Source organism: Nocardioides ganghwensis (assembly GCF_014779655.1).
In the GTDB taxonomy this organism is placed as follows: domain Bacteria; phylum Actinomycetota; class Actinomycetes; order Propionibacteriales; family Nocardioidaceae; genus Nocardioides; species Nocardioides ganghwensis.
The window spans coordinates 162,940-187,177 of sequence record NZ_JACXYX010000005.1; the positions used below are offsets into that span (position 1 = coordinate 162,940).

The 24,238-nt window shown below is 72.3% G+C and carries 26 protein-coding genes; 20 read left to right on the forward strand and 6 right to left on the reverse strand.

What is annotated here, in order from left to right:
* Positions 1 to 6: 6 nt before the first annotated feature.
* Entirely contained in the window at positions 7 to 789 is a 783-nt protein-coding gene (locus tag IEZ24_RS07800) for a hypothetical protein (protein ID WP_129454873.1), read from the reverse strand.
* A 26-nt stretch (positions 790 to 815) separates the two neighbouring features.
* On the opposite strand from IEZ24_RS07800, the gene IEZ24_RS07805 reads away from it, so the two are divergent.
* From IEZ24_RS07805 to IEZ24_RS07825, 5 genes are all read left to right on the forward strand, one after another.
* Positions 816 to 1,760, forward strand: a complete 945-nt coding sequence (locus IEZ24_RS07805; RefSeq protein WP_129454872.1) for a Ppx/GppA phosphatase family protein — start codon at positions 816 to 818, stop codon at positions 1,758 to 1,760.
* Positions 1,761 to 1,762: 2 nt separating this feature from the next.
* Entirely contained in the window at positions 1,763 to 2,557 is a 795-nt protein-coding gene (locus IEZ24_RS07810) for a sugar phosphate isomerase/epimerase family protein (protein ID WP_129454871.1), read from the forward strand.
* Positions 2,558 to 2,564: 7 nt separating this feature from the next.
* Entirely contained in the window at positions 2,565 to 3,158 is a 594-nt protein-coding gene (locus IEZ24_RS07815; protein WP_129454870.1) for a TetR/AcrR family transcriptional regulator, read from the forward strand.
* Between the two features lie 138 nt (positions 3,159 to 3,296).
* A complete protein-coding gene (locus tag IEZ24_RS07820) occupies positions 3,297 to 4,016 on the forward strand; it encodes an ABC transporter ATP-binding protein (RefSeq protein ID WP_129454869.1) in 720 nt (239 codons plus the stop codon).
* Between the two features lie 64 nt (positions 4,017 to 4,080).
* Positions 4,081 to 4,818, forward strand: a complete 738-nt coding sequence (locus IEZ24_RS07825) for an ABC transporter permease (RefSeq protein ID WP_129454868.1) — start codon at positions 4,081 to 4,083, stop codon at positions 4,816 to 4,818.
* On the opposite strand, the gene IEZ24_RS07830 is transcribed toward IEZ24_RS07825, so the two are convergent.
* Positions 4,799 to 5,179, reverse strand: coding sequence for a hypothetical protein (locus tag IEZ24_RS07830; protein WP_129454867.1), 381 nt, complete (start codon positions 5,177 to 5,179; stop codon positions 4,799 to 4,801). The genes IEZ24_RS07825 and IEZ24_RS07830 overlap by 20 nt on opposite strands.
* Before the next feature lie 83 nt (positions 5,180 to 5,262).
* Between IEZ24_RS07830 and IEZ24_RS07835 the strand changes: the two genes are divergently transcribed.
* The 7 genes from IEZ24_RS07835 (at position 5,263) to IEZ24_RS07865 (ending at position 11,042) form a co-directional block, all read left to right on the forward strand.
* On the forward strand, positions 5,263 to 6,198 hold the full coding sequence (locus tag IEZ24_RS07835) for a proline dehydrogenase family protein (protein WP_224745006.1): 936 nt from the start codon (positions 5,263 to 5,265) through the stop codon (positions 6,196 to 6,198).
* 46 nt (positions 6,199 to 6,244) lie between these two features.
* Positions 6,245 to 7,045, forward strand: coding sequence for a pyrroline-5-carboxylate reductase (gene proC / locus IEZ24_RS07840; RefSeq protein ID WP_129454866.1), 801 nt, complete (start codon positions 6,245 to 6,247; stop codon positions 7,043 to 7,045).
* Between the two features lie 29 nt (positions 7,046 to 7,074).
* Positions 7,075 to 8,256, forward strand: a complete 1,182-nt coding sequence (locus IEZ24_RS07845) for an acetoin utilization protein AcuC (protein ID WP_129454865.1) — start codon at positions 7,075 to 7,077, stop codon at positions 8,254 to 8,256.
* A 182-nt stretch (positions 8,257 to 8,438) separates the two neighbouring features.
* Positions 8,439 to 8,645, forward strand: coding sequence for a helix-turn-helix domain-containing protein (locus tag IEZ24_RS07850; RefSeq protein ID WP_129454864.1), 207 nt, complete (start codon positions 8,439 to 8,441; stop codon positions 8,643 to 8,645).
* Positions 8,646 to 8,765: 120 nt separating this feature from the next.
* Positions 8,766 to 8,867, forward strand: a complete 102-nt coding sequence (locus tag IEZ24_RS07855) for a 30S ribosomal protein bS22 (protein ID WP_008356322.1) — start codon at positions 8,766 to 8,768, stop codon at positions 8,865 to 8,867.
* An 11-nt stretch (positions 8,868 to 8,878) separates the two neighbouring features.
* A complete protein-coding gene (locus IEZ24_RS07860) occupies positions 8,879 to 9,865 on the forward strand; it encodes an SDR family oxidoreductase (protein ID WP_129454863.1) in 987 nt (328 codons plus the stop codon).
* Entirely contained in the window at positions 9,858 to 11,042 is a 1,185-nt protein-coding gene (locus IEZ24_RS07865; RefSeq protein ID WP_242498451.1) for a lysophospholipid acyltransferase family protein, read from the forward strand. Before IEZ24_RS07860 ends, IEZ24_RS07865 begins: the two co-directional genes overlap by 8 nt.
* A gap of 20 nt (positions 11,043 to 11,062) precedes the next feature.
* Here the strand turns inward: IEZ24_RS07865 and IEZ24_RS07870 are convergent, their stop codons facing one another.
* The 3 genes from IEZ24_RS07870 to IEZ24_RS07880 form a co-directional block, all read right to left on the reverse strand.
* Entirely contained in the window at positions 11,063 to 12,286 is a 1,224-nt protein-coding gene (locus IEZ24_RS07870) for a DUF5667 domain-containing protein (protein ID WP_129454861.1), read from the reverse strand.
* 79 nt (positions 12,287 to 12,365) lie between these two features.
* Positions 12,366 to 13,148, reverse strand: coding sequence for a sigma-70 family RNA polymerase sigma factor (locus IEZ24_RS07875; protein ID WP_224745007.1), 783 nt, complete (start codon positions 13,146 to 13,148; stop codon positions 12,366 to 12,368).
* Positions 13,149 to 13,233: 85 nt separating this feature from the next.
* Complete coding sequence (locus IEZ24_RS07880) at positions 13,234 to 14,121, reverse strand: HAD family hydrolase (RefSeq protein ID WP_129454860.1); 888 nt, start codon at positions 14,119 to 14,121, stop codon at positions 13,234 to 13,236.
* A 31-nt stretch (positions 14,122 to 14,152) separates the two neighbouring features.
* Between IEZ24_RS07880 and IEZ24_RS07885 the strand changes: the two genes are divergently transcribed.
* Genes IEZ24_RS07885 through IEZ24_RS07895 form a run of 3 tightly spaced genes read left to right on the forward strand, consistent with a single transcriptional unit; the run spans position 14,153 to position 16,472 of the window.
* Positions 14,153 to 15,715, forward strand: a complete 1,563-nt coding sequence (locus IEZ24_RS07885; RefSeq protein WP_129454859.1) for a class I adenylate-forming enzyme family protein — start codon at positions 14,153 to 14,155, stop codon at positions 15,713 to 15,715.
* Complete coding sequence (locus tag IEZ24_RS07890) at positions 15,712 to 15,954, forward strand: glutaredoxin family protein (RefSeq protein WP_129454858.1); 243 nt, start codon at positions 15,712 to 15,714, stop codon at positions 15,952 to 15,954. The genes IEZ24_RS07885 and IEZ24_RS07890 overlap by 4 nt, the downstream gene beginning before the upstream one ends.
* A gap of 17 nt (positions 15,955 to 15,971) precedes the next feature.
* Positions 15,972 to 16,472: an AAA family ATPase gene (locus tag IEZ24_RS07895; RefSeq protein WP_207206780.1), complete on the forward strand. Its 501-nt coding sequence runs from the start codon at positions 15,972 to 15,974 to the stop codon at positions 16,470 to 16,472.
* Between the two features lie 290 nt (positions 16,473 to 16,762).
* Here the strand turns inward: IEZ24_RS07895 and IEZ24_RS07900 are convergent, their stop codons facing one another.
* A complete protein-coding gene (locus tag IEZ24_RS07900) occupies positions 16,763 to 18,280 on the reverse strand; it encodes an HNH endonuclease signature motif containing protein (RefSeq protein WP_191192830.1) in 1,518 nt (505 codons plus the stop codon).
* Between the two features lie 308 nt (positions 18,281 to 18,588).
* Between IEZ24_RS07900 and IEZ24_RS07905 the strand changes: the two genes are divergently transcribed.
* From IEZ24_RS07905 to hemB, 5 genes are read left to right on the forward strand one after another with little or no spacing between them, the layout of a single operon-like run.
* A complete protein-coding gene (locus IEZ24_RS07905; protein ID WP_129454856.1) occupies positions 18,589 to 19,263 on the forward strand; it encodes a redox-sensing transcriptional repressor Rex in 675 nt (224 codons plus the stop codon).
* The gene (locus IEZ24_RS07910; RefSeq protein ID WP_129454855.1) at positions 19,260 to 20,546 is read left to right on the forward strand and encodes a glutamyl-tRNA reductase; all 1,287 of its coding nucleotides are present in this window, start codon (positions 19,260 to 19,262) and stop codon (positions 20,544 to 20,546) included. Before IEZ24_RS07905 ends, IEZ24_RS07910 begins: the two co-directional genes overlap by 4 nt.
* Positions 20,543 to 21,493, forward strand: a complete 951-nt coding sequence (gene hemC / locus IEZ24_RS07915; protein WP_129454854.1) for a hydroxymethylbilane synthase — start codon at positions 20,543 to 20,545, stop codon at positions 21,491 to 21,493. The genes IEZ24_RS07910 and hemC overlap by 4 nt, the downstream gene beginning before the upstream one ends.
* Complete coding sequence (locus tag IEZ24_RS07920; protein ID WP_129454853.1) at positions 21,490 to 23,142, forward strand: bifunctional uroporphyrinogen-III C-methyltransferase/uroporphyrinogen-III synthase; 1,653 nt, start codon at positions 21,490 to 21,492, stop codon at positions 23,140 to 23,142. The genes hemC and IEZ24_RS07920 overlap by 4 nt, the downstream gene beginning before the upstream one ends.
* Positions 23,143 to 23,172: 30 nt before the next feature.
* Positions 23,173 to 24,168: a porphobilinogen synthase gene (gene hemB, locus IEZ24_RS07925; protein ID WP_129454852.1), complete on the forward strand. Its 996-nt coding sequence runs from the start codon at positions 23,173 to 23,175 to the stop codon at positions 24,166 to 24,168.
* Positions 24,169 to 24,238 lie beyond the last annotated feature (70 nt).

Below are 24,238 nucleotides of genomic sequence, written 5' to 3' on the forward strand. Positions count from 1 at the left end.
AGTGCGTCAGAAGTGCGTCGGGTCCGCCGGGTGGAGCGCGAGCGCCGAACGGGACCGCACGTGCGCCTCGCAGTGGCGGCTCAGCTCGGCGTACGCCTCGCGCCCCATCAGCTCGACGAGCTCGGCCTCGTGCGTGACCCAGACCGGCTCCACGGCGACGTGCGCCTCGGTGTTGCCCGAGCAGTACCAGTCGAGGTCGTGGCCGCCGGGACCCCAGCCGCGGCGGTCGTACTCGCCGATGGAGACCTCGGTGTAGGACGTGCCGTCCTGTCGCTCGACCGAGCGGAACTGGCGCCGGATCGGCAGCTGCCAGCAGACGTCGGGCTTGGTCTCGAGCGGGTTGCGCCCCTGCCGCAGCGCGAGCCCGTGCAGCGCGCAGCCCGCGCCCACGTGGCCGTCGGCGTTGGTGAAGTCGGTGCGGTTGTGGAACACGCACGCCTGCTGGCCGTCGAGCTCCACGGCGAGCGTCTTGCGCTCGCCGTCCTCGTCGGTCTCGACCCAGTCGGACTTCTTCACGGCGCGTCCGGGGTGGAGCTGCCAGTCCTCCGGCGTCAGCTGGGCGACGAAGCCCGCGACGCGCTTCTCGTCGTCCTTGTCGGCGAAGTGCGCGCCGAGCGTGCAGCAACCCACGTCGGGGGCGTCGGCGTAGATCCCGGCGCAGCCCTGGCCGAAGATGCACATGTAGGCGGACGTGAGCCAGGTCAGGTCGCAGCGGAAGACCTGGGCCTCGTCGGCCGGATCGACGAACTCGACGAACGCGCGGGGGAACACCAGGTCGACTTCGGGCACTCCCAGAGCCTAGTAGTTTGGGCATCATGCGCCTGGGCGTCCTCGACATCGGATCCAACACCGGTCACCTGCTGGTGGTGGACGCGCACGGCGGCGCCGCCCCGTTGCCGGCGTCCTCGCACAAGCAGCCCCTGCGCCTGGCCGAGCACCTCGACGACGAGGGTGCGGTCACGCCGAAGGGCATCGAGGCGCTCACCGACTTCTGCGCCTCGGCGACGAGGATCGCCGAGGACAAGGGCTGCGAGGAGATGCTCGGCTTCGCGACCTCGGCCGTGCGCGACGCCGTGAACTCCTACGAGGTGCTCGCCCACGTGGCGGAGCACAGTGGCGTCACGCTGGAGGTGCTGTCGGGCGAGGACGAGGCGCGGCTGACCTTCCTGGCCGTACGCCGCTGGTTCGGGTGGTCGGCCGGCCGGCTGGCCGTGTTCGACATCGGCGGCGGCTCGCTCGAGATCGCCGGCGGCACCGACGAGGCCCCCGACGTCGCGTGGTCGCTCCCCCTGGGCGCGGCCCGGATGGCGCGGGCCTGGTTCGGAGGCGGCACCCCGTCGGAGGAGGCGGTCCGCGACCTGCGACGTCAGGTCCGCGCCGACATCGCCCGTGACGCCGGGCACCTGCTGCGTCCCGGCGCACCGGACCGGGCCGCGGCCACGTCCAAGACGTTCCGCTCGCTGGCGCGCATCTGCGGTGCCGCACCCAGCGGCGACGGCCCCCTCGTGCCGCGCGCCTTGGAGCTCGAGACGCTGTCGGCCTGGATCCCCAAGCTGATGGCCATGTCGCCCGAGGAGCTCGCCGACCTGCCGGGCGTGTCGCCGAGCCGTACGCACCAGATCGTCCCCGGCGCTCTCGTCGCGGAGGCCTGCATGGACATCTTCGAGCTGTCCGAGCTCGAGATCTGCCCGTGGGCCCTGCGCGAGGGCGTGATCCTCGAGCGCCTCGACCAGATCTCCGTCGTCACCAGGCAGCGTTGACGATGGCCGCCCCGCTCATCGGCCTCTCGTCCGCCTCGGTCTACCCCGAGTCGACGGCGCACGCCTTCGGCTGGGCGGCGCAGCTGGGCTACGACGCGGTCGAGGTGATGGTCGGCATCGACGCGCTCAGCCAGCAGGTCGACGCCGTCAAGAAGCTCAGCGAGCACCACCAGGTGCCGATCTGCGCGGTCCACGCGCCGTGCCTGCTCTTCACCCAGCGGGTCTGGGGCACCGACCCCTGGGGCAAGCTGGAGCGGTCGGCCGAGATGGCCGAGGCGGTCGGCGCCGACGTCGTGGTGGTCCACCCGCCGTTCCGCTGGCAGAAGGACTACGCCGCCGGGTTCGTCGAGGGCATCGCCTCGCTCGAGGCCCGCACCGGCATCGCCTTCGCGGTCGAGAACATGTACCCGTGGCGGGCGTCCTCGCGGCGCGGGATGGAGATGTACCTCCCCGGCTGGGACCCCAGCTCGCAGGACTACGCCAACACCACCATCGACCTCTCCCACGCCGCCATCGCACGCAGCGACGTCATCGCGATGGCCGAGCGGATGGGCGAGAGCCTGCGCCACATCCACCTCACCGACGGCACCGGGTCGGCCAAGGACGAGCACCTCGTGCCGGGGCGTGGCGTGATGCAGGCCGACGCGTTCCTGCGCCACCTCGCGGGCACCGGCTTCTCGGGCCACGTCGTGCTCGAGATCAACACCCGCCGGGCCGCCGACCGCGCCGAGCGCGAGGCCGACCTCGCCGAGTCGCTCGAGTTCGCCCGGGCGCACCTGGGAGTGACCACCCCGTGAGCCGTCCGTGACGGCGCGCACGTCCCGAGGCCGTCGCCCGGGCGCGCCGGACACCCGCGCCGAGGTCCTCGCCGCCGCACGTGCGTCCTTCGCCGGCAAGGGCTTCCGCGGCACGACGATCCGCGCCGTCGCGGCCTCCGCCGGCGTCGACCCGGCCCTGGTGCACCACTACTTCGGCACCAAGGACGACCTCTTCCTCGCCGCGCTGGAGATGCCGGTCGACCCGCGCCAGCTGCTCGTACCGGTCATCGCCCAGGGGTCGGACGGCGCGGGGGAGCGCCTGGTCCGCACGCTGCTCTCGGTCTGGGACGACCCGGAGCACCAGGTGCGGCTGCTGGCCGTGGCGCGATCGGTGCTCAGCGAGGACGGCGCGACCCTGCTCAAGGACGGGTTCATCCCGGTCGTCGTCGGGCCGGCCCTCGCCCAGCTCGTCACGGACCGGCCCGACGTACGGGTCCCGCTCGTGGCCAGCCAGGTCGTCGGGCTCATCGTCACCCGCTACCTCATCGCCCTGCCCCCGATGGCCGACATGCCCGCCGAGGACGTGGTCGGGCGGGTCGGTCCGGTGATCCAGCACTACCTGACCGGCGACCTCCCCTGACGTACGCCCGCCGCTCGCCCGAGCGGGCACAGGGACTCCGCGGAGCGGTGAGCGAGACATGTCCTGGGAGCTGAGCACCTGCGTCACGCACCGCTCGAGGGGTTGACGCCGCCTGCCTCCGCGCGCACAATTCAACACATGATGAAAAACGTCATCGAGGTGCGCGACCTGGTCGTCGTACGCGGCTCCCGCGAGGTCCTGCCCGGCATCTCGCTGGACATCGGGGCCGGGGTCGCCGGGCTGCTCGGGCCGAGCGGGTGCGGCAAGACCACGCTGATGCGCTGCCTGGTGGGCGCGCAGCGGGTGAGGTCCGGGACGGTCGAGGTGCTCGGCGAGCCCGCCGGGAGCCCGCCCCTGCGGACCCGGGTCGGGTACGTCACCCAGGCAGCCAGCGTCTACGACGACCTGACGGTGGCCGAGAACCTCGCGTTCTTCGCCCGCGTCCTCGGCGTCGACCCGGGCCAGGTCGACGAGGCCGTCGCGGCGGTCGGGCTGGACGACCACCGCTCGCAGGTCGTGGGCAGCCTCTCGGGCGGCCAGCGCAGCCGGGTCAGCCTCGCGGTGGCGCTGCTCGGTACGCCTGACGTGCTGGTGCTCGACGAGCCGACGGTCGGCCTCGACCCGGTGCTGCGCCGCGACCTGTGGGAGCTGTTCCACCGGATCGCCGAGGGCGGAGCCGCCGTGCTCGTGTCGAGCCACGTCATGGACGAGGCCGAGCGCAGCGACCGGCTGCTGCTCATGCGCGAGGGGCGGATCATCGCCGACGGGTCGCCGGAGCAGATCCGCGAGCGGACGGGTGCGAGGGACATCGAGCAGGCCTTCCTCCGCCTCGTCGAGGGACAGGAGGAGGTCGCATGAAAGCACCCCACGGCCTTCCTCTCCTCCGCTGCGCTCCTCCGAGCAACGCCGCAGGGACCCCGCAATGAACGCGCGCATCACGCTCGCCGTCGCGGGCCGCGTGCTGCGGCAGGTCCGCCGTGACCACCGCACCCTGGCCATGCTCCTGGTGGTGCCCTGCGCGCTGATCAGCCTGCTGTGGTGGATGTTCGAGGACCTCGACCCCGACCTGTTCGACCGCTTCGGTCCCGGCCTGCTCGCGATGTTCCCCTTCATCGTCATGTTCCTCGTGACGAGCGTGACGACCCTGCGCGAACGCTCGTCCGGCACGCTCGAGCGGCTGCTCACGATGCCGCTCGGGAAGCTCGACTTCCTCCTCGGCTACGCCCTCGCCTTCGGCCTGCTCGCCGCGGTCCAGTCGGCGCTGGCCGTGGCCGTCAGCGTGGGTCTGCTCGGCCTCGAGGTGCAGGGTCCGGTCTGGCTGCTCGGCGTGGTCGCCGTCGCCGACGCCGTCCTCGGCACCGCGCTGGGCCTGCTGGTCAGCGCCTTCGCGACCACCGAGTTCCAGGCGGTGCAGTTCATGCCGGCCTTCGTGCTGCCGCAGATCCTGCTGTGCGGGCTCTTCGTCCCGCGCGAGGCGATGCCGGGGGTGCTCGAGGCGATCAGCGACGTGCTGCCCCTGTCGTACGCCGTCGACGCGATGCAGGTGCTCGTCGGCGCTGCCGACACGGGGGAGGTGTGGCGCGACGTCACGGTCGTGGCGTGCTTCGCGGTCGCAGCACTGGCGCTGGGTGCCGCCACCCTCAGGCGCCGGACGCCCTGACCCGGGCGAACAGCCAGGCGCCGACGGCGAACAGCCCGGCGTACATCGCGGTCAGCATGACGACGTCGGGGACGGAGGCCGCCACGTCGTCGGTGGCGACCAGGCCGATGGCCACGGCGCCCGCGACCACGGTGGTGGCCGCCGCCGCGCCGGAGGCGTACGCCATCCCCTGCGGGCGGAAGCGCGTCGCGAGCGCGACCACGAGCAGGACAGCCGGTGCCGCGAGGTAGACCCAGTCACGGTCGCCGTCGCCGACGATGCCGAGGGCACCGATGCCGAGGAGGAGGAAGAGAACCGTGCCGACGGACACGGCCATGGCGATCGCGTAGCGCGCGGTGCGCGAGGAGGGGCTGGACGGCATGCAGACGACGGTAGGCCCGCTCCCCTCCGGAAGGGGTGGAGGAGGTGTGAAGGTTCGGTGCGGATCGGCGTAGCCTTCGGGCCATGTCGTTGCTCCGCCAGCCGATCCTGCTCCTCGCCCGCAGCCAGGGGGTGAAGCGGCTGGTCTCCACGATGCCCGTCTCGAGCGGCATCGTCACCGGCTACGTCCCCGGTGAGACCACGGAGACCGCCGTCGCGGCGACGCAGGGACTGGTCGACGACGGGCTGCGCGTGACGCTGGACTACCTCGGCGAGGACACCACCGACGTCGCCCAGGCCGAGGCGACCGTCGCCGCCTACAAGGAGCTGCTCGCCGAGCTCGCCGCCAGGGGCCTCGCCCCGCACGCCGAGGTGTCGGTCAAGCTCAGCGCCATCGGGCAGTCGCTCCCCGACAACGGCCACAAGGTCGCGCTGGAGAACGCCCGCGACATCTGCCGCGCCGCCCGCAACGCCGGCACCACGGTGACCCTCGACATGGAGGACCACACCACCACCGACTCGACGCTGACGATCCTGCGCGAGCTGCGCAAGGACTTCCCCGAGACGGGCGCCGTGCTCCAGGCGATGCTGCACCGCACCGAGGCCGACTGCCGCGCGCTCGCCTACGAGGGCTCCCGCGTCCGGCTCTGCAAGGGCGCCTACATGGAGCCCGCGGACGTCGCCTTCCAGGACCGGCTCGACGTCGACAAGGCCTACGTACGCTGCCTCAAGGTGCTGCTCGGCGGGCAGGGCTACCCCATGGTCGCCACCCACGACCCGCGGATGGTCCAGATCGCCTCATCCCTCGCCAGCCGGTTCGGCCGCCGCCCGGGGACCTACGAGTTCCAGATGCTCTACGGCATCCGGCCCGAGGAGCAGAAGCGCCTCGCCGCGGCCGGCGAGTCGGTGCGGGTCTACATCCCCTACGGCACCGAGTGGTACGGCTACCTCATGCGCCGCCTGGCCGAGAAGCCCCAGAACCTGGCGTTCTTCGTACGCTCCCTCGTCTCCAAGAAGTGAGACCACAGCGTCTGCGACGAAGGAGCAGGCGCAGTAGGTTGGCGTCATGACTACAGCCATCATCGGCGCCGGCGTGATGGGGGAGACCCTGCTCTCCGGGCTGGTGCGCGCCGGGCGCCGGGTCGACCAGCTGATGGTCGGCGAGAAGCGTGCCGAGCGGGCCCGCGAGCTCGAGGAGCGCTACGGCGTCGCCGTGGTCTCCAACCGCGAGGCGGCCGCGAAGGCCGACACGGTCGCGCTCGTCGTCAAGCCGCAGGACATGGGCGACGTGCTCGACGAGATCGCGCCCGACCTGCGAGCCGGGCAGCTCGTCGTGTCGCTGGCCGCCGGCATCACCACCGCCTTCATCGAGTCGCGGGTGCCCGAGGGCGTCGCCGTCGTACGGGTCATGCCCAACACGCCGGCGCTCGTCGACGAGGGCATGGCGGCCATCTCGCCGGGCCAGCACTGCGACGAGGCCCACCTCGCCGAGGTCGAGTCGCTGATGGCCTCCACCGGCAAGGTCCTCCGCATCCCCGAGAAGCAGATGGACGCGGTCACCGCGATCTCCGGGTCCGGCCCGGCCTACATCTTCTTCGTCGTCGAGTCGATGATCGAGGCGGGCGTCCACCTCGGGCTGCCGCGCGCCACGGCGACCGAGCTCGTCGTGCAGACCCTCGTCGGGTCCGCTGCGATGCTGCGTGAGACCGGCACCCACCCCGTCGTGCTCCGCGAGCAGGTCACCTCGCCCAGCGGTACGACCGCCTCCGCCCTGCGCGAGCTCGAGATCCACCGGGTCCGCGCGGCGTTCCTGGCGGCGATGGAGGCAGCGCGCAACCGGTCCCGCGAGCTGGCCGAGGGCAGCTGACCGGACCGGGTGGGAGTAACGTCCGCCACATGGAGTGCGTCGGGCCCACGTCAGTCGTGTTCGACCAGACCCTCTGCGAGTACAACTTCGGGCCCACCCACCCGATGTCGCCCGTGCGGGTCGACCTGACGATGCGGCTGGCCGAGGAGCTCGGCGTCCTCGAGCTGATCAAGCTGGTCGACGCGCCCGTCGCCACCGACGAGCAGATCGCCACCGTGCACGACCAGGGGCTGATCGACGCGGTGACGCGGGCCGGTGCGACACCCGGCTACGAGGACGCGTCCCGGGGCCTCGGCACCGAGGACGACCCCGTCTTCGCCGACATGCACCTCGCCAGCGCCCACGTGGTCGGTGCCACCCTCGAGGCCTTCCGCCAGGTGTGGAGCGGGGAGTCGCTGCACTCGGTCAACATCGCCGGCGGCCTCCACCACGCCATGCCGGAGAAGGCAAGCGGGTTCTGCATCTACAACGACGTCGCCGTCGGCATCAAGCAGCTGCTCGCCGACGGCGCCGAGCGGGTGGCCTACGTCGACATCGACGTCCACCACGGCGACGGCGTGGAGAAGATCTTCTGGGACGACCCGCGGGTCCTCACGGTGTCGCTGCACGAGACCGGGCAGATGCTCTTCCCCGGGACCGGCTTCCCCTCCGACACCGGCGGCCCCGGCGCCGAGGGCACCGCGGTCAACGTCGCCCTCCCGCCGGGCACCTCCGACGCGGGGTGGCTGCGGGCCTTCCACGCCGTCGTGCCGCCGGTGCTGCGCGAGTTCGCCCCCGAGGTGCTGGTCACCCAGCACGGCTGCGACTCCCACATGAACGACCCGCTCGCCCACATGATGCTCAGCATCGACGGCCAGCGCGCGGCCTACCTGGCGCTCCACGAGCTCGCCCACGAGGTCGCGGGCGGTCGCTGGGTCGTCACCGGGGGCGGCGGCTACTCGATCGTCGACGTCGTCCCCCGCGCCTGGGCGCACCTGCTCGCGATCGCCGCCGGCCGCCCGCTCGACCCCGCGCTCGCGACGCCGCCGCGTTGGCGGGCGTACGTCACCGAGGTACTGGGCGCCACCGCCCCCCACCGCATGACGGACGGGCGTACGCCGGCCTACCGCGACTGGTCGGCGGGCTACGACCCGGAGGCCTGGCTCGACCGCGCGATCAACGCCACCCGCACCGAGGTGTTCCCGCTCCACGGCCTCGACCCGCTCCCCTAGATCCGGCAGCCGAGATCTAGGAAAGGTAAAGGTTCAACCCGACACGCCGCCAGTCACACAAGTTTCTCTGGCATTCCTCTTCCCCACGCGTCACGCGAGCCCTATTCTCACCAAAAGCGGCACGCCTGTGACGCCGGCGAGGAAGCCGGCGCCGTCGCCGCGAAGAAGGATCGGTGCACACCATGGCTGAGAACACCCCTGGCGACATGTCCGAGGCGCAGTTCCTGACCATTGCCGAGGTCGCAGCCAAGATGCGCGTCTCGAAGATGACGGTCTACCGGCTCGTCCACGGGGGCGAGCTCCCCGCGGTGCGCGTCGGCCGTTCGTTCCGGGTCACCGAGGACGACGTCAACGAGTACCTCCGCAAGAGCTTCTACAACGCCGGCTGACGTCGCCCGTCACGGACGGGATCCCACCGCTCCGACTCGATTCCGCGGTCCACCTCCCTGCCAAGTAGGGTGTGCGGGTCCGACCGGCGAACGCCGGTCGCAAGGAAAGGTCTGATCCACGTGGGTTCTGTCATCAAGAAGCGGCGCAAGCGCATGGCCAAGAAGAAGCACCGCAAGCTTCTCAAGAAGACGCGCGTCCAGCGCCGCAAGCTCGGCAAGTAACACCCTCGACCATGGGGCGGGTCGTGCTGGTCACCGGGATCTCCCGGGACATAGGGCGACGCTTCGCGCGCGCCGCGGCCGGCGACCCGTCCATCGATCGAGTCATCGGGGTCGACGTCGTCCCGCCGCGGGGCGACATCGGGGACGTCTCGTTCGTCCGCGCCGACATCCGCAACCCCGTCATCGCCAAGGTCATCGCCAAGGAGGACGTCGACACCGTCGTCCACATGAGCGTGATCGCGACGCCCGGCTCGGCCGGCGGTCGCGGGACGATGAAGGAGCTCAACGTCATCGGCTCCATGCAGCTGCTCGCTGCGTGCCAGAAGTCGACGACCGTCGAGCGCCTGGTCGTGAAGTCGACCACCACCGTCTACGGCTCCAGCCCTCGTGACCCCGCGATGTTCACCGAGGACATGGGGCCCAAGCGCCTGCCCTCCTCGGGCTACGGCAAGGACGTCTTCGAGGTCGAGGGCTACGTCCGCGGCTTCGCCCGCCGGCGCCCCGACGTCGACGTGACGATGATCCGCGCGGCCAACGTGATCGGTCCGCACGTGTCGAGCCCGCTCACCAACTACTTCCGCCTGCCCGTGGTGCCGCGCGTCCTCGGCTTCGACCCGCGGCTGCAGTTCCTCCACGAGGACGACCTGCTGCGGGTCCTGCGGCACGCCGCGGTCTCCGGCATCCCCGGCACCTTCAACGTCGCCGGCGACGGGCTGATGACGTTGAGCCAGGCCGTACGCCGCCTCGGCCGTCCCTCGGTCGCGCTGCCGAGCTTCGCCGTCGGTCGCCTCGGCGCGACCATGCGGCAGGCCCGCATCTCGGACTTCTCGCCCGAGCAGCTGGGGTTCCTGACCTACGGTCGGGGTGTGGACACCACCCGGATGCGCAGCGAGCTCGGCTTCGAGCCGCGCTTCACCACCGCGGAGGCCTTCGCCGACTTCTGCCGTGAGCTGTCGCCTGCCGGATCCCGCCCCACGCAAGGAGCCGGCCGTGCCTGAGGAAGCCCGCAACGGCACCCAGGACGCCGTCGTGATCCCGATCGGAACCGGCGGCCGTCCCGGTCGTGGCTCCGGCAGCGCGCGGCCCTCCTCGGCCGCCCGCAACCTGGCCCCGTCCGCCAAGTCGGCCTCCAAGCCGGCCCCGAAGTCCTCCGCCAAGTCCTCCGGCAAGTCCTCCGCCAAGTCCTCCACCAAGTCCTCCACCAAGAAGGCACAGCCGCCCCGCGCGGAGCCGGAGGCCGCTCCGACCCAGCAGCAGACCGCCGAGACGCCGCCCACGACCGGCATCCCGGTCGGTGAGTGGCTGTCCGCGCTCCAGGGCGCCGCGCACGAGGTGTTCGGCGACGACTGGGAGCGCCGCCTCGCCGAGCTGATGGCGTTCGTACGCCGCCGGCTCGAGGGCGACTACGAGGTCGACGACTACGGCTTCGACCGCGAGCTCACCGAGCGCTTCTTCATGGCAGCGCTGCGCCCGATCGCGCAGAAGTGGTTCCGTCTCGAGGTCCGCGGCCTCGAGAACATCCCCGCCGAGGGCGGCGCGCTGGTGGTGTCCAACCACTCCGGCACGGTCCCCCTCGACGGCCTGATGACCATGCTCACCGTGCACGACCACACCGGGCGCTTCCTGCGCCCGCTCGGCGCCGACCTCGTCTTCCGGCTGCCGGTCGTCAGCTCGCTGGCCCGCAAGGGCGGCGCGACGCTGGCCTGCATCGAGGACGCCGAGCGGATGCTGTCGGGCGGCGACCTGGTCGGCGTGTGGCCCGAGGGCTTCAAGGGCATCGGCAAGCCCTTCAGCGAGCGCTACAAGCTCCAGCGGTTCGGTCGCGGCGGGTTCGTGTCCGCGGCGCTGCGCACCGGCGTACCGATCATCCCGCTCTCCGTGGTCGGCGCGGAGGAGATCTATCCGCTGGTCGGCAACGTGCCGTCGCTGGCGCGCCTCCTCGGCGTCCCCTACATCCCGATCACGCCGTTCTTCCCGTGGCTCGGACCGCTCGGGCTGGTGCCGCTGCCGTCGAAGTGGATCCTCGAGTTCGGCGAGCCGATCCGCACCGACTCCTACGACTCCGCCGAGGCCGAGGACCCGATGCTGGTCTTCAACGTCACCGACCAGGTGCGCGAGACCATCCAGCACACGCTCTTCGACCTGCTGCGCGAGCGCGACGGGGTCTTCAGCTAGCGCTGGGGATCACGGCGGCGTCAGGGCAGCAGGTTGCCCGTCGCGTCGCCGAGGGTGCCGCCCGTGGCGTTGTCGAGCGTCCCGGTGACCTCGCCGATGAGGCCGCCGGTGGCGTCGTCGAGGTCGGTCGTCAGTCCGCCGACGGCGCCGCCGGTGGCGTCGTCGAGCTCGTCGACGAGCCCGCCGGTGGTGTCGGTGACGGTCTCGGTGACCTCGTCGACCGGCCTGGTCGGCTCGGTCTTGGTGGGCTGGGTCGTGGTCGGGACGGGGAGCGTCGGCGTCGACGCGGCGGGCGTGGACGGCAGGCCCGCCGTGGGCAGCGGCTGCTGCGGGTCGAGCTCCTCCGGCACCGTGATGCCCGTGAGGTCCTGGCCCGAGATCGGAGCCGTCTCGAGCGTCAGCTCGTCCGCGTCGAGACCCTCGAGAAGGTCCGTCGGCGCGCTGGCCAGCAGGAAGTCCGGGATCGTGGTGATGCCGCCGGTGCACGCCAGGCACGCGTTGCTGATCTCGAGGTCGAGGTCGCTGAGCGTGCGGCCGGCGGCGACCAGCTCGTCGCGGGCGCTCTCGGGCAGCTGGTCCTCGAGCGACTCGAGGCGATCCATGCTGGCGGTGGTGAAGTCGCGGGCGTCCTGCGCGTCGCGGTCGCTGCCCGTGGCCTCGTAGGCGGTCAGCAGGCTGCCCACACCGTCGCTGGACTGGCGGGTGAAGGTGTCGAGCGTGTCGGCGACCAGCTGGTCTCCCGCATCCCCGGCCGTCAGCTCCTCGAGCTCGGTGAGGCGGGTGCTTGCCTGTGCCACCAGCGCGCGCCCGCGGGCGGCGTCGTCGGTCGCGAGGCGTACCTGCGCGGACTCGATGCTCCGCTTCACGCCGTAGAGGGACTCGCCTGGCAGGGCGGTCTGGGCGGCCACGGCCATGGTCGCCGCGGAGCCGACGAGCGCGGCGCCGCCGAGCAGGGCGCCGATGCGGCGCTGGCGGGTGCGGGAGGAGGTGGGCATCGCGAGTCGCGGCGTCGCGGCGGGCTGGTGGACCAGGACGGTGTCGGCCTCGGCCATCAGGCTCTCGCGCAGCGACGACACGAAGTCGGCGCGCGGCGTCGGCTGGGGGACCGACCGCAGGTCGGCGACCACCTCGAGGAGGGCCGCGAACCGCTCCGCGTCACGCTCGGTGAGCGGGGTGCCGGGGTCGCGGGAGAGGAGTGCCTCGAAGTCGTCGGCACGCCGTCGTGCCGAGAAGGCGGGTGTCATCGCGGTCGTCCTGTCTCACTGCGGGTGGTTCCTCCCACACGGACGAACGAGTCAGGCGAGGCTGGAGTTACGGGGTGTGTCACGTGTCTCTCAACCCCTCCGGCAGCAGCTTGGCCAGGTTGCGTACGCCGCGGAGCTGCAGCTGCTTGACGGCGCCGTCCGACCGGTCGAGGGCCCGGGCCGTCTCCGCGATCGACAGGCCCTGGAGGAAACGCATGATCAGGCACTCGCGCTGCTCGGTGGGCAGCTCGGTGAGGGCCTTGAGGAGCACCTCGTTGGTGAGCCCCGCGAGCACCGCGCTCTCGGGGCCCTCGGTGGTGTCGTCGTGCGGCGTCATGTCCTCGGTGGTCATCTCCAGGCGGGTGCGACCGGCCTTGAAGTGGTCCGTGGTGAGGTTGCGCGCGATCGTCATCAGCCAGGCGCCGAAGTCCTTGCCCTGCCACCGGAAGTTGTTCATGCTCCGCAGCGCGCGGAAGAACGTCTCCGAGGTGAGGTCCTCGGCCAGCGTCTGCGAGCGGGTGCGGTAGTAGAGGAAGCGGTAGACCGAGAGGTGGTAGTGGTCGTAGAGGAGGCCGAACGCCTCCTTGTCGCCGGCCCGTGCCAGCTCGACCAGTGCGATCAGCCGCTCGCGCTCGGCCTCGTCGACCTCCGAGGACGTCGCGCGGTCCTCGTCGCCGACGGGGCTCGACCCGCGGGACCCTCCGCTCGACAGGGGTGCGGAGTCGGGCACCGCGGTCTCGGCCAGCAGGACGTGACCGGCGGGTTGCGGGACGAGCTGCGGCGAGAGGGCAGCGAGGACCGCGCGCCTGAGCGCGTCCATGCCCTCGTCGAAGGCATGCTGAAGGTCGTCTGATGACCGCATGCGGTGTCCCCTCCCGGTTGCAGCATCATCCACGATAAGCGGCCGAGCCGGTCTTGTGAACCCGTGAGTAACTTTGAGTTACACCTCAGGCGGAACGGCCACGCCCCCGCACGCTGACCCCGGCGGCGACGGCACCGGTGACGGCGCCCGCGACGGCGGCGCCCACCAGTCCCGCGCGGGCGGCCTTGCGCCCGGTCCGGTAGTCGTGGATGCGCCAGCCGTGGGCGCGGGCGTGGGCGCGGAGCCGGGCGTCGGGGTTGATCGCGCAGGGGTCGCCGACCATCGACAGCATCGGCAGGTCGTTGCTGGAGTCGGAGTAGGCCGAGCAGCGGGCCAGGTCGAGACCCTCGCGGGCGGCGAGCGCCTTGATGGCCTCGGCCTTGGCCGGACCGTGCAGGAGGTCGCCGACGAGCTGACCGGTGTAGACGCCGTCCACGTGCTCGGCGACCGTGCCCAGCGCGCCGGTGAGGCCGAGACGACGGGCGATGATGGTGGCGATCTCGATCGGTGCGGCTGTCACCAGCCACACGCGCTGGCCCTCGTCGAGGTGCAGCTGCGCGAGGGCGCGGGTGCCGGGCCAGATCCGGTGGGCCATCGCCTCGTCGAAGATCTCCTCGCCGAGCTCCTCGAGCTCGGCGGTGGTGTGCCCGGCGATGAAGGACAGCGCCGAGTTGCGGGCCTCGGCGACGTGCTCGGGGTCCTCGACGCCGACGATGCGGAAGTAGGCCTGCTTCCACGCGGCCGAGGCGATCTCGCGCGTGGTGAAGAACCGGCGGCGGTGCAGTCCGCGGGCGAAGTGGAAGATGCTCGCGCCCTGCATGACCGTGTTGTCGACGTCGAAGAACGCAGCGGCGGTGGGGTCGCTGGGCGTGAGGAGCGCGTTCTCGACCTCCGCCGAGGCCGCCGCCGCCTCGCCCGCGAGGGCCGAGCGCTGCTGCAGGTTGAGGCGTCGCGGTCGCTCGGACGGGGTCACCCGTCAAGCCTAGCTGTGGAAGGATCGGCCCATGCCGCGCAACGACATCTCCGCGTTGGTGGCCGAGGCCGCCGCGGACGTCCCCGACCGGCAGGCCCTCGTCGAGAGCGGCGGGCGCTCGCTCACCTGGGCGCAGCTCGAGGACGAGGTCGCCCGCCTCGCGACCGGCCTGGGTGCCCACGGCGTACGCGCCGGGCAGCGGGTGATGATCGTCGTCGGCAACCGGATCGAGTTCGTCACGACCTACCTCGCGGTCCTCCGGGCCCAGGTCGTCGCGGTGCCGGTCAACCCGAGGTCGACGGCCGGCGAGGTCGCGCGGATGGTCGCCGACTCCGGCTCCCGCCTCGTGGTCGTCGACGAGACCGCTCTCGACGTCGTACGCCGCGCGCTCGAGGAGCTGGGTCCCGAGGCCACCGCGCCGACCGTCGTCGTCACCGGTGCCGAGCCGGGCGAGGGCGAGCTCGCGCTCGACGACCTGCGCGCGGACGTCGTACGCCCGGTGCCGCCGCTGCCGGACCCCGAGAAGCTCGCCGCCCTGCTCTACACGAGCGGCACCTCCGGCCTCCCGCGCGCGGCGATGCTCAGCCACCGCGCCCTGCTCGCCAACATCGAGCAGGTGGCCGCGGTCGAGCCGCCGATGATGCACGGCGACGACGTCGTGCTCGGCGTGCTGCCGCTGTTCCACGTCTACGGCCTCAACGCCGTGCTCGGCGGGGTCCTGCGCCACCGCGCGCGGCTGCTGCTCGTGGAGCACTACGACCCGCAGGCGGTCCTCGACCTGATCGACGACGAGGCCTGCAGCGTGGTGCCGATCGCGCCGCCCGTCTTCGCCCACTGGCTGCCCGACGAGCACCTGCGTGAGCGCCTCGGCCCGGTCCGGCTGGTGCTGTCGGGCTCGGCGCCGCTCGAGCGCGAGGTGATCGAGCAGTTCACCTCGCTCACCGGCATCCCCGTCCACCAGGGCTACGGGCTCACCGAGGCGGCGCCGGTCGTGACCAGCACGCTGTGCAGCAAGGAGCCCCACGCGGGCTCGGTCGGCGCGGCCCTCCCCGGGATCGAGCTGCGTCTCGTCGACGAGACGTGGGGACAGGTCGAGGGGGAGGACCCCGGCCAGATCCAGGTCCGCGGCGACAACCTCTTCAGCGGCTACTGGCCGGACGGGTCCGACGGCCCCGACGCGGATGGCTGGTACTCCACCGGTGACGTCGGTTTCCTCGACGCCAGCGGCGACCTCTTCCTCGTCGACCGGGTCAAGGAGCTGGTCATCGTCAGCGGGTTCAACGTCTATCCGACCGAGGTCGAGGACGTGATCCGCGAGGTCGACGGGGTGGCCGACGCCGCGGTGATCGGTGTCCCCGACGACGAGACCGGCGAGGCCGTGGTGGCGTACGTCGTCCCCGTCGGCGGCCTCGCGAACGCCCGCACCCACCTCGAGGAGGCGGTCCGGGCGCACGCCGTGGTCCGGCTCGCCCGCTTCAAGCACCCCTCCCGCATCGAGGTCGTCGACGAGCTGCCGCTCACCGCGACCGGCAAGGTGCAGAAGGGCCGGCTGCGCGGCATCGAGCGCCGTCGCGTCCAGGGGCTGCTCGAGTGACCACCCCACGCGTCACCCTCTACTCCCGCCCCGGGTGCCACCTCTGCGACGACGCCCGGGCCGTGATCGAGGCCGTGTGCGCCGACCTCGGGGAGACGTACGAGGAGGTCGACATCACCACCGACGACGACCTCGAGGACCGCTACCGCGACGAGATCCCGGTGACCCTGGTCGACGGCCGCCAGCACGACTTCTGGCGGGTCGACGCCGCGCGGCTGCGGGCCGCGCTCGCCGGCTGACGTACGCGGGCTCGGGCGTGCGGGGGTTCGTGCTCGTCGGCGGCTGGCCCGGGTCGGGCAAGACGACGCTGTCGCGCGCGCTGGCGTCGGAGCTGGGCGTCCCGCACCTCGCCAAGGACGTGGTCAAGGAAGCGCTCATGGACGCCCTGGGTGCGCCGCCCGACGTGGAGGCGTCCCGCCGGTTGGGCCGCGCCGCGGTGCACGCACTGCTGGCCGTCGCGCAGGGCTACCCGGCAGCGGTCATCGACAGCACCTGGTACCCGTACGCGGAGCCGCTCGCCCGGTCGCTGCCCGGGCCGGTCGTCGAAGTCCGGTGCCGCGTCCCGCTGGAGGTCGCTCGCGAGCGTTACCTCCTCCGGGTGAGCGACGAGCGGCACCTCGACGGGCTGCGGGACGAGACCGAGCTGTGGGGCGAGGAGGTGGCTCCGCTCGGGCTGGGGCCGCTCCTGGAGGTGGACACGTCCGGTGAGGTCGATGTGGTCGAGGTCGCCGGGGCGGTGCGGTCGGCGCTGGGCTGAGGTGCGTGCCGGTCCTGCGCACGAACGCGCGGGCGCAGCAGGTTCACGTTGAGCGCGGATGCTCACGCGAGTCGTCGGGTCCGAACCGCCGGCCGGGCAGCTGTACTGCGCGGCCGTCGTCTCGTGGGCGCCCTGTGGCTCGCTCCCCTGATCGTCGTGCTGCGCCGCCCGGTCGTGGATGCGTCAGATCGGGGGTAGAGCGGGACGCAGGTGCTGCGCGGCGGACGACAGCGGATCAGGACGCGCCCGTGGCCCCACCACGTGTTGCTCTGGCGGGGCGTGGGGCGGGGTCATCGTCGGCGGGGTCGCGGGATGCCGGGCGGTTCGGGTGGGTCGAGTGCGGTGGTGCCGGTGTGGTCGCGGCGGTAGTGGTGGCCGTGGGGGGAGGTCCACTCGAACACCCCTGGCTCAGTCATCCGGTAGTTCCAAGGGGAGTGGGTCTTGAGTCGGTGGTGGAACCGGCACAGGCAGGCGAGGTTGTCGGTCTGGGTGGGTCCGGGTTGGGGTCTGCCCTCGGTGTCGGCGTGGTCGTACTCGACGATGTGGTCGATGTCGCAGCCGCGGGCGGGGCGGGTGCACCGAGGGAACACGCAGGTGCGATCGCGGAGGATGACCTGCTCGCGGATCCGGTCGGGGATGTCGTAGCCCTGGGCGGTGAGCTGGGTGTTGAGGTCGATGACGGGCTTGATCGTCACCTTCGTACGGGAGTCGGCGCACCAAGATCGGATCTGGTCCAGCAGGATCAGGCGCTGCCCGTTCTCCATCCGACCGGTCGGCCCGAACACCGTCTGCTCACCGGAGAGGGTGGCGTCGAAGTGGGCGTGGATGACCACCTCACGCGCCGCCGGCAGGTCCGGCTTGTCGTCTTCGGTGGGGGAGGTGCTGGCCTCGTCGGTGGTTGAGGTGCGAGCCGTTCGAGGCGCCTCGTCCCTCGGCTCCTGAGGATGAGCTCCGCGAGCCTCGAATCCACTGCCGTTCTGGGCTGAGTCGTCCTGGGCGTGGAGGTCGAGCGCGGTCTGCGTGCGGGCGAGGTCCCCGAGCGCCTTGGCCCGACGCACGTCCAGCGATTCGGTCGAGCCGAGGGCCTTCTGGAGTGCTGCGTGGTGGGCCACGGCACGGTCGAGGTCGAGGGCGTCGGCGAGGTCGAGGTCGGCCTCGAGGTGCAGGGTGCCGGCGTAGTGCACGTCGTCCTTGTCCACGGTGACGTGCCGCGGGTCGACGTGCTGCCACCCCTCCTCGGGGTCCTTGGTGGGGTCGGCGGTGGCGAGGTCGTAGCGCCTGATCGTCTCCGCGAGGAGGCGGTCGAGCTGCGCCTGCCCGATCCGCCCGGCCACGGCGGCGACCTGGGAGTCGACGAACCCCGCCGCCTCACGGGTGAGGGAAGGAGCCGCGTGGATAGTGGCCTCCGCGACGGCCCGCGCTCGCCACGCCGGCACCTGCCCGGCGTGGACCTGCTCCCACAACCGCGGAAGCCGATGGCGCAGCTCCAACGCGTGACCGATGAGCTTCTTCGCCGCGGTGGTCGAGATGCCGAGGACGGTGCCGAGCTCGGCGACACAGAACTCCGCGACCAGGGGTGCGCCCTCGCCGGCGATGGGCTCCTCGTGCTCACACCCCGGCACGGTGAACGAGGCGGCGTCGTGGATGGACTCCGGCGGGTGCAGGTCGGCCCACCGGGCAGCAACCTCGAGGAGATCGGCTGCGGCCTGTTCTTCGACGGCCTTCCGCTCGCGGGCGAGCGCGAGCAGGTCGGAGGCGGTGAGGTCGTCGACCTCACCTGCTCCGGGCCCCGCCAGCGCTTCGATCATGTGTTCGATGATACGGAAGCCCACCGACACTGGGCCTCGGCTGTGACGGGTGATCTCGGGCGTGGTCTCGAGGCTCGCTGCGCTCGCACCGCGACCACCGACCGGACCGCGCTCGTTCCTCGCGAGGGCCCCACGGCGTACGCCCTCCGATATGCCCTGCGGCACCCTCCGCGCAAGTCGAGGGACCCCCGCGTGGGGTGGGTCTTCTCACATGTGCTAGCGCCTGTCGTTCTCGTTTTGTTCTCCCGTTCACAAACTCCTACAGTGGCGAAGTCACGCGAGATTCGTGGGACTGGAAAGAAGCAGCTGTGACCGCACGGACCCCCGACTCAGCCCGGGACATCCCCGAGGCGACCGTCGCCAGGCTTCCCGTGTACCTGCGTGCCCTGACCAGCCTCGCCGACGACGGGACGACGACCTGCTCGAGCGAGGAGCTCGCGGCGTCGGCCGGCGTCAACAGCGCCAAGCTCCGCAAGGACCTCTCCTACCTCGGCAGCTACGGCACGCGCGGTGTCGGCTACGACGTGGAGTACCTCCGCTACCAGATCGCCCGCGAGATCGGCGTGACCCAGGACTGGCCCGTGGTCATCGTCGGCATCGGCAACCTCGGCCACGCGCTGGCGAACTACTCCGGGTTCCGCAGCCGCGGGTTCCGCGTGGTCGCGCTGCTCGACGCCGACCCGGACCGCCACGACGAGGTCGTCGCCGGGCTCGACGTCCGTTCATTCGAGGACCTCGAGTCGATCGTGGCCGACAACGCCGTCTCCATCGGCGTCATCGCGACGCCGGCCGTCGCCGCGCAGTCGGTCGCCGACCGGATGGTCGCGGCCGGCATCACCAGCATCCTCAACTTCGCCCCGACTGTCCTGTCGGTGCCCGACGGAGTCGACGTGCGCAAGGTGGACCTCTCCATCGAGCTCCAGATCCTCGCCTACCACGAGCAGCGCAAGTCGGTCGCTCCCGGAACGGAGGTCGTGTCGTGAGCGTCCTGGTCGTGGGCATCTCCCACAAGTCCGCACCGGTGGAGCTGCTCGAGCGCCTCGCGCTCGACGCCGACGGCACCACCAAGCTGATCGCCGACGTGATGGGCGGCGAGCACGTCTCCGAGGCGACCGCGATCGTCACCTGCAACCGGCTCGAGGTCTACGCCGAGGTCGACCGCTTCCACGGCAGCGTCGAGGACCTCTCCGGACTCCTCGTCGCCCGCGCCCAGCAGCCGACCGAGTCGCTGCTGCCGCACCTCTACGTCCACTACGACGAGGGCGCCGTCTCCCACCTCTTCCAGGTCGCCGCGGGCCTCGACTCGATGGTCGTCGGCGAGGGCCAGATCCTCGGCCAGACCCGCGAGGCGCTGCGCGTCGGCCAGGAGCACGGCACCGTCGGCCCGGCCCTCAACGCCCTCTTCCAGCAGGCGCTCCGCGTGGGCAAGCGCGCCCACGCCGAGACCGACATCGACCGCGCCGCCCCCTCGCTGGTGACGGCCGCCCTCGAGCGCAGCACGGTGCCCGTCGCGGGTGCCCGCGCGCTCGTCATCGGCGCCGGGGCGATGGCCTCGCTCGCCGTCGCCCACCTCTCGCGCAGCGGTGCCGCGAGCATCTCGGTGCTCAACCGCACCGCGGCCCGCGCCGAACGGCTCGCCGAGGAGTACGCCGCCACCTCCGTGCCGCTCCACGCCCTCGGCGACGAGCTGGCCACCGCCGACATCGTCATCTCGTGCACCGGCGCGCCCGAGCCGCTCGTACGCCTCGCCGACGTCGTGACCGCCCGCGGCGGCAGCGACCGCCCGCTCACCGTGATCGACCTCGCCCTGCCCCACGACGTGGACCCCTCGCTGGCCGACCTGCCGGGCGTACAGCTGGTCAACCTCGCCGGGCTCGCCGCGGAGCTGCGCGGTCTCGAGGCCACCGCCGGGGTCGACGACGTCCGCACCATCGTCGGGCAGGAGATCTCCGCGTTCCTGGCCGTACGCCGCCAGGCGAGCGTGACGCCCACGGTCGTGGCGCTGCGGTCGATGGCCACCTCGGTGGTCGACGCCGAGATGGAGCGCCTCGCCTCGCGCCTGCCCGGGCTCGACGAGGCCACCCGCGCCGAGGTGCTCCACACCGTGCGCCGCGTCGCGGACAAGCTGCTCCACGAGCCCACCGTCCGGGTCAAGGAGCTCGCCGACGCCGAGCCGGCCGTCTCCTACACCGCGGCCCTGGCCGAGCTGTTCCGCCTCGACCCCGACGCCGTCGACGCCATCTCCCGGGCGGAGGGCCAGCCATGACAGCCCCGCGCCCGCTCCGCCTCGGCACCCGCGCCTCGGCCCTCGCGACGACCCAGTCCGGTCACGTCGCCGACCTCGTCCGCGAGCGCCTCGGTCGCGAGGTCGAGCTCGTCGAGGTCTCGACCGAGGGCGACGTCAACCGCGCACCGCTCGCCTCGATGGGCGGCACCGGCGTCTTCGTCAGTGCCCTGCGCGACGCCCTCCTCGACGGCCGGGTCGACCTCGCCGTCCACTCGCTGAAGGATCTCCCGACCACGCCCGCCGACGGCATCGCGCTCGCCGCGATCCCGCTGCGTGAGGACCCGCGCGACGTCGTCGTCGCCCGCGACGGCCTCACCCTCGGCGAGCTGCCGGTCGGCAGCCGCCTCGGCACCGGCTCGCCCCGGCGGGTCAGCCAGCTCGCCGCGCTCGGCCTCGGCCTCGAGCTCCAGGGCATCCGCGGCAACGTCGACACCCGCATCCGCAAGGTCCGCGAGGGCGAGGTCGACGCGGTCGTCCTGGCCCGCGCCGGCCTGGCCCGCCTCGGCCGCCTCGACGAGGTCACCGAGGTCCTCGACCCGCTCCAGATGCTCCCGGCCCCCGGCCAGGGCGCGCTGGCGATCGAGTGCCGCTCCGACGACGCCGACCTCGTCGCGTCCCTGGCGCAGCTCGACGACCCCGCCACCCGCGCCGCGGTCACGGCCGAGCGCGCGGTCCTGTCCACCCTCGAGGCCGGCTGCTCGGCCCCGCTGGGTGCCCTGGCCGAGGTGGTCGAGGGGGAGGACGGCGAGGAGCTGTGGCTGCGCGCCGTGGCCCTCTCGGAGGACGGCGTCCTCTCGGTGCGGATGAGCGCCACCGGCCCGGTCACCGAGGCCGTACGACTCGGAACACGTCTCGCGGGCGACATGCTCGACGAGGGAGCAGCAGACCTGATGGAAGCACCACCAGTGAGGAAGCAGCACGCATGACGCGAGTACAGACCCCCAAGGCCAGCACCGCGACCAGCCCGGCCCAGGGTTGGGTGTCGTTCGTCGGCAGCGGACCCGGTGACCCGGGCCTGCTGACCGTGCGCGCCGTGGAGCTCCTCCAGAGCGCCGAGGTGATCGTCACCGAGGCCCCCGGCCACGTCGACCTGGTCCGTACGGTCCTCGGTCTCGTCGAGGGCCCGGACGGCCTCCAGGGCGGCCCGGAGATCGTCGACGGCGGCTTCGGCGAGGACGGCCAGCCCCTGACGCACGCGGCCCGCGCCAAGGTCGTCGTACGCCACGGCAAGAAGCAGCGGGTGGTGCGCCTGATGGTCGGCGACCCCTTCCTCTACGCGTCCGGGCCCGAGGAGGCGCAGGCCTGCGTGAAGGCCGGCGTCGGCTTCGAGGTCGTCCCGGGCGTCTCGTCGGTGAGCGCCGTCCCGGCCTACGCCGGCATCCCGCTGACCACCAAGCGCCACCGCGAGATGGCCGTGGTCACCTGCGGCGAGAAGGTCGACTGGAGCGCGTACGCCGACGACCGCACGCTCGTCCTGCTCTCCGGGGTCGGCAGCATCGGCGAGACCGCCGCCGCGCTCGTCGAGGCCGGCCGCTCGCCCGAGACGCCCGTCGCGGTCACCCGCGTCGGCACCACGACCGAGCAGCAGACCCTCACCTCGACCCTCGCCTCGGTCGCCGCCGACGTCCGCGCGGCCCGCGTCGCGCCGCCGGCGATCATCGTGATCGGCGACGTCGTCGACCTGCGCGAGACGCTGTCGTGGTTCGAGACCAAGCCGCTCTTCGGCTGGCGCGCGCTGGTGCCGCGCACCAAGGAGCAGGCCGGCTCGCTGTCGCGTCGCCTGCGCGAGTACGGCGCGGTGCCCGAGGAGGTGCCGACCATCTCGGTCGAGCCGCCGCGCAACCCGCTCCAGATGGACAAGGCCGTCCGCGGCCTCGTCGAGGGCCGCTACGAGTGGATCGCGTTCACCTCGGTCAACGCCGTCAAGGCGGTCCGCGAGAAGTTCGAGGAGTACGGCCTCGACGCGCGTGCGTTCTCGGGCCTCAAGATCGCCGCGGTCGGCGACAAGACCGCCCAGGCGATCGCCGACTGGGGCCTGCGCGCCGACCTGGTGCCGTCGGGCGAGCAGTCGGCCGCCGGCCTGCTCGAGGACTGGCCGCCCTACGACGACGTGCTCGACCCGATCAACCGCGTCTTCCTGCCGCGCGCCGACATCGCCACCGAGAACCTCGTCGCCGGCCTGATCGACCTCGGCTGGGAGTGCGACGACGTCACGGCCTACCGGACCGTACGCGCCACGCCCCCGCCGGCACCGGTGCGCGACGCGATCAAGACCGGCAAGTTCGACGCGGTCGTCTTCACCTCGTCCTCGACGGTGCGCAACCTCGTCGGCATCGCCGGCAAGCCGCACCCGTCGACGATCATCGCGGTGATCGGCCCGCAGACCGCCAAGACCGCCGAGGAGCACGGCCTGCGCGTCGACGTCCTCGCGCCCACGCCCGACGTGGAGGTGCTGGTGGACGCGCTCGCCGACTTCGGCGCCGCCCGCCGCCTCGCGATGCTGGAGGCCGGCGAGGCCGTCACCCGGCCGAGCGAGCGCACCGCGTCGGGGCGCCGCAAGGCCCGCGCCAAGTAGCCGTCACCGCCGCTGGGGAAGGATGCTCCCGTGACCGATGAAACCCATGTCCAGGTCCCGACGATCCGACCCCGGCGGCTGCGGCGCACCCCGGCGCTGCGCCGGATGGTCGCCGAGCACCACGTGGTGCCGAGCTCGCTCGTGCTGCCGGTCTTCATCCGTGAGGGCCTCGACGAGCCGCGGCCGATCACCTCGATGCCGGGCGTCGTGCAGCACTCGCGCGACTCGCTGAAGCAGGCCGTCTCCGAGGCGGCCGAGCTCGGCCTCGGCGGCGTGATGCTCTTCGGCATCCCCGAGCACAAGGACGCCACGGGCTCGGGCGCGATCGACCCCGGCGGCGTGCTCAACCTCGCGATCACCGACGTGGTCGCCGAGGTGGGGGACCAGCTGACGGTGATGTCGGACCTGTGCCTCGACGAGTTCACCGACCACGGCCACTGCGGCCTGCTCACCCCCGACGGCGAGGTCGACAACGACCGGACCCTGGTGGCGTACGGCCAGATGGCGCTCGCCCAGGCCGCCGCCGGGGTCGACATGGTCGGGCCCAGCGGGATGATGGACGGGCAGGTCCGGGTCGTGCGGCAGGCGCTCGACGCCGCCGACCACAGCCAGGTGTCGATCCTGGCCTACTCCGCGAAGTACGCCTCCGCGTTCTTCGGCCCGTTCCGCGAGGCCGTGGACTCCTCGCTCGAGGGCGACCGCCGCACCTACCAGCAGGACCCGGCCAACGCCGTCGAGGGCGTGCGCGAGGTGCTGCTCGACGTGGCGGAGGGGGCCGACATCGTGATGGTCAAGCCGGCCCTGGCCTACCTCGACGTCGTACGCCGGGTGCGCGACGCGGTCGACGTGCCGGTCGCCGCCTACAACATCTCGGGCGAGTACTCGATGATCGAGGCCGCCGCCGCCAACGGCTGGATCGACCGCGAGGCCGCGATCCTGGAGACCCTCACGTCCATCCGCCGTGCCGGCGCCGACGTGATCCTCACCTACTGGGCCTCCGAGGCCGCGCGCCTGCTGCGCCGCTGATGCGGGGTCGGCGGCCCCAGCGTCATACGACTCCGCACCCATGGGTGCGCCTTTGCATGACGCTCTCCCG

Coding starts and splice junctions, on each gene's coding strand:
- IEZ24_RS07805 (WP_129454872.1), top strand. CDS start 816: ATGCGCCTGGGCGTCCTCGACATCGGATCCAACACCGGTCACCTGCTG.
- IEZ24_RS07810 (WP_129454871.1), top strand. CDS start 1,763: ATGGCCGCCCCGCTCATCGGCCTCTCGTCCGCCTCGGTCTACCCCGAG.
- IEZ24_RS07820 (WP_129454869.1), top strand. CDS start 3,297: ATGATGAAAAACGTCATCGAGGTGCGCGACCTGGTCGTCGTACGCGGC.
- IEZ24_RS07825 (WP_129454868.1), top strand. CDS start 4,081: ATGAACGCGCGCATCACGCTCGCCGTCGCGGGCCGCGTGCTGCGGCAG.
- IEZ24_RS07830 (WP_129454867.1), bottom strand. CDS start 5,179: ATGCCGTCCAGCCCCTCCTCGCGCACCGCGCGCTACGCGATCGCCATG.
- IEZ24_RS07835 (WP_224745006.1), top strand. CDS start 5,263: ATGTCGTTGCTCCGCCAGCCGATCCTGCTCCTCGCCCGCAGCCAGGGG.
- proC (WP_129454866.1), top strand. CDS start 6,245: ATGACTACAGCCATCATCGGCGCCGGCGTGATGGGGGAGACCCTGCTC.
- IEZ24_RS07845 (WP_129454865.1), top strand. CDS start 7,075: ATGGAGTGCGTCGGGCCCACGTCAGTCGTGTTCGACCAGACCCTCTGC.
- IEZ24_RS07850 (WP_129454864.1), top strand. CDS start 8,439: ATGGCTGAGAACACCCCTGGCGACATGTCCGAGGCGCAGTTCCTGACC.
- IEZ24_RS07860 (WP_129454863.1), top strand. CDS start 8,879: ATGGGGCGGGTCGTGCTGGTCACCGGGATCTCCCGGGACATAGGGCGA.
- IEZ24_RS07870 (WP_129454861.1), bottom strand. CDS start 12,286: ATGACACCCGCCTTCTCGGCACGACGGCGTGCCGACGACTTCGAGGCA.
- IEZ24_RS07875 (WP_224745007.1), bottom strand. CDS start 13,148: ATGCGGTCATCAGACGACCTTCAGCATGCCTTCGACGAGGGCATGGAC.
- IEZ24_RS07885 (WP_129454859.1), top strand. CDS start 14,153: ATGCCGCGCAACGACATCTCCGCGTTGGTGGCCGAGGCCGCCGCGGAC.
- IEZ24_RS07900 (WP_191192830.1), bottom strand. CDS start 18,280: ATGATCGAAGCGCTGGCGGGGCCCGGAGCAGGTGAGGTCGACGACCTC.
- hemC (WP_129454854.1), top strand. CDS start 20,543: ATGACAGCCCCGCGCCCGCTCCGCCTCGGCACCCGCGCCTCGGCCCTC.
- IEZ24_RS07920 (WP_129454853.1), top strand. CDS start 21,490: ATGACGCGAGTACAGACCCCCAAGGCCAGCACCGCGACCAGCCCGGCC.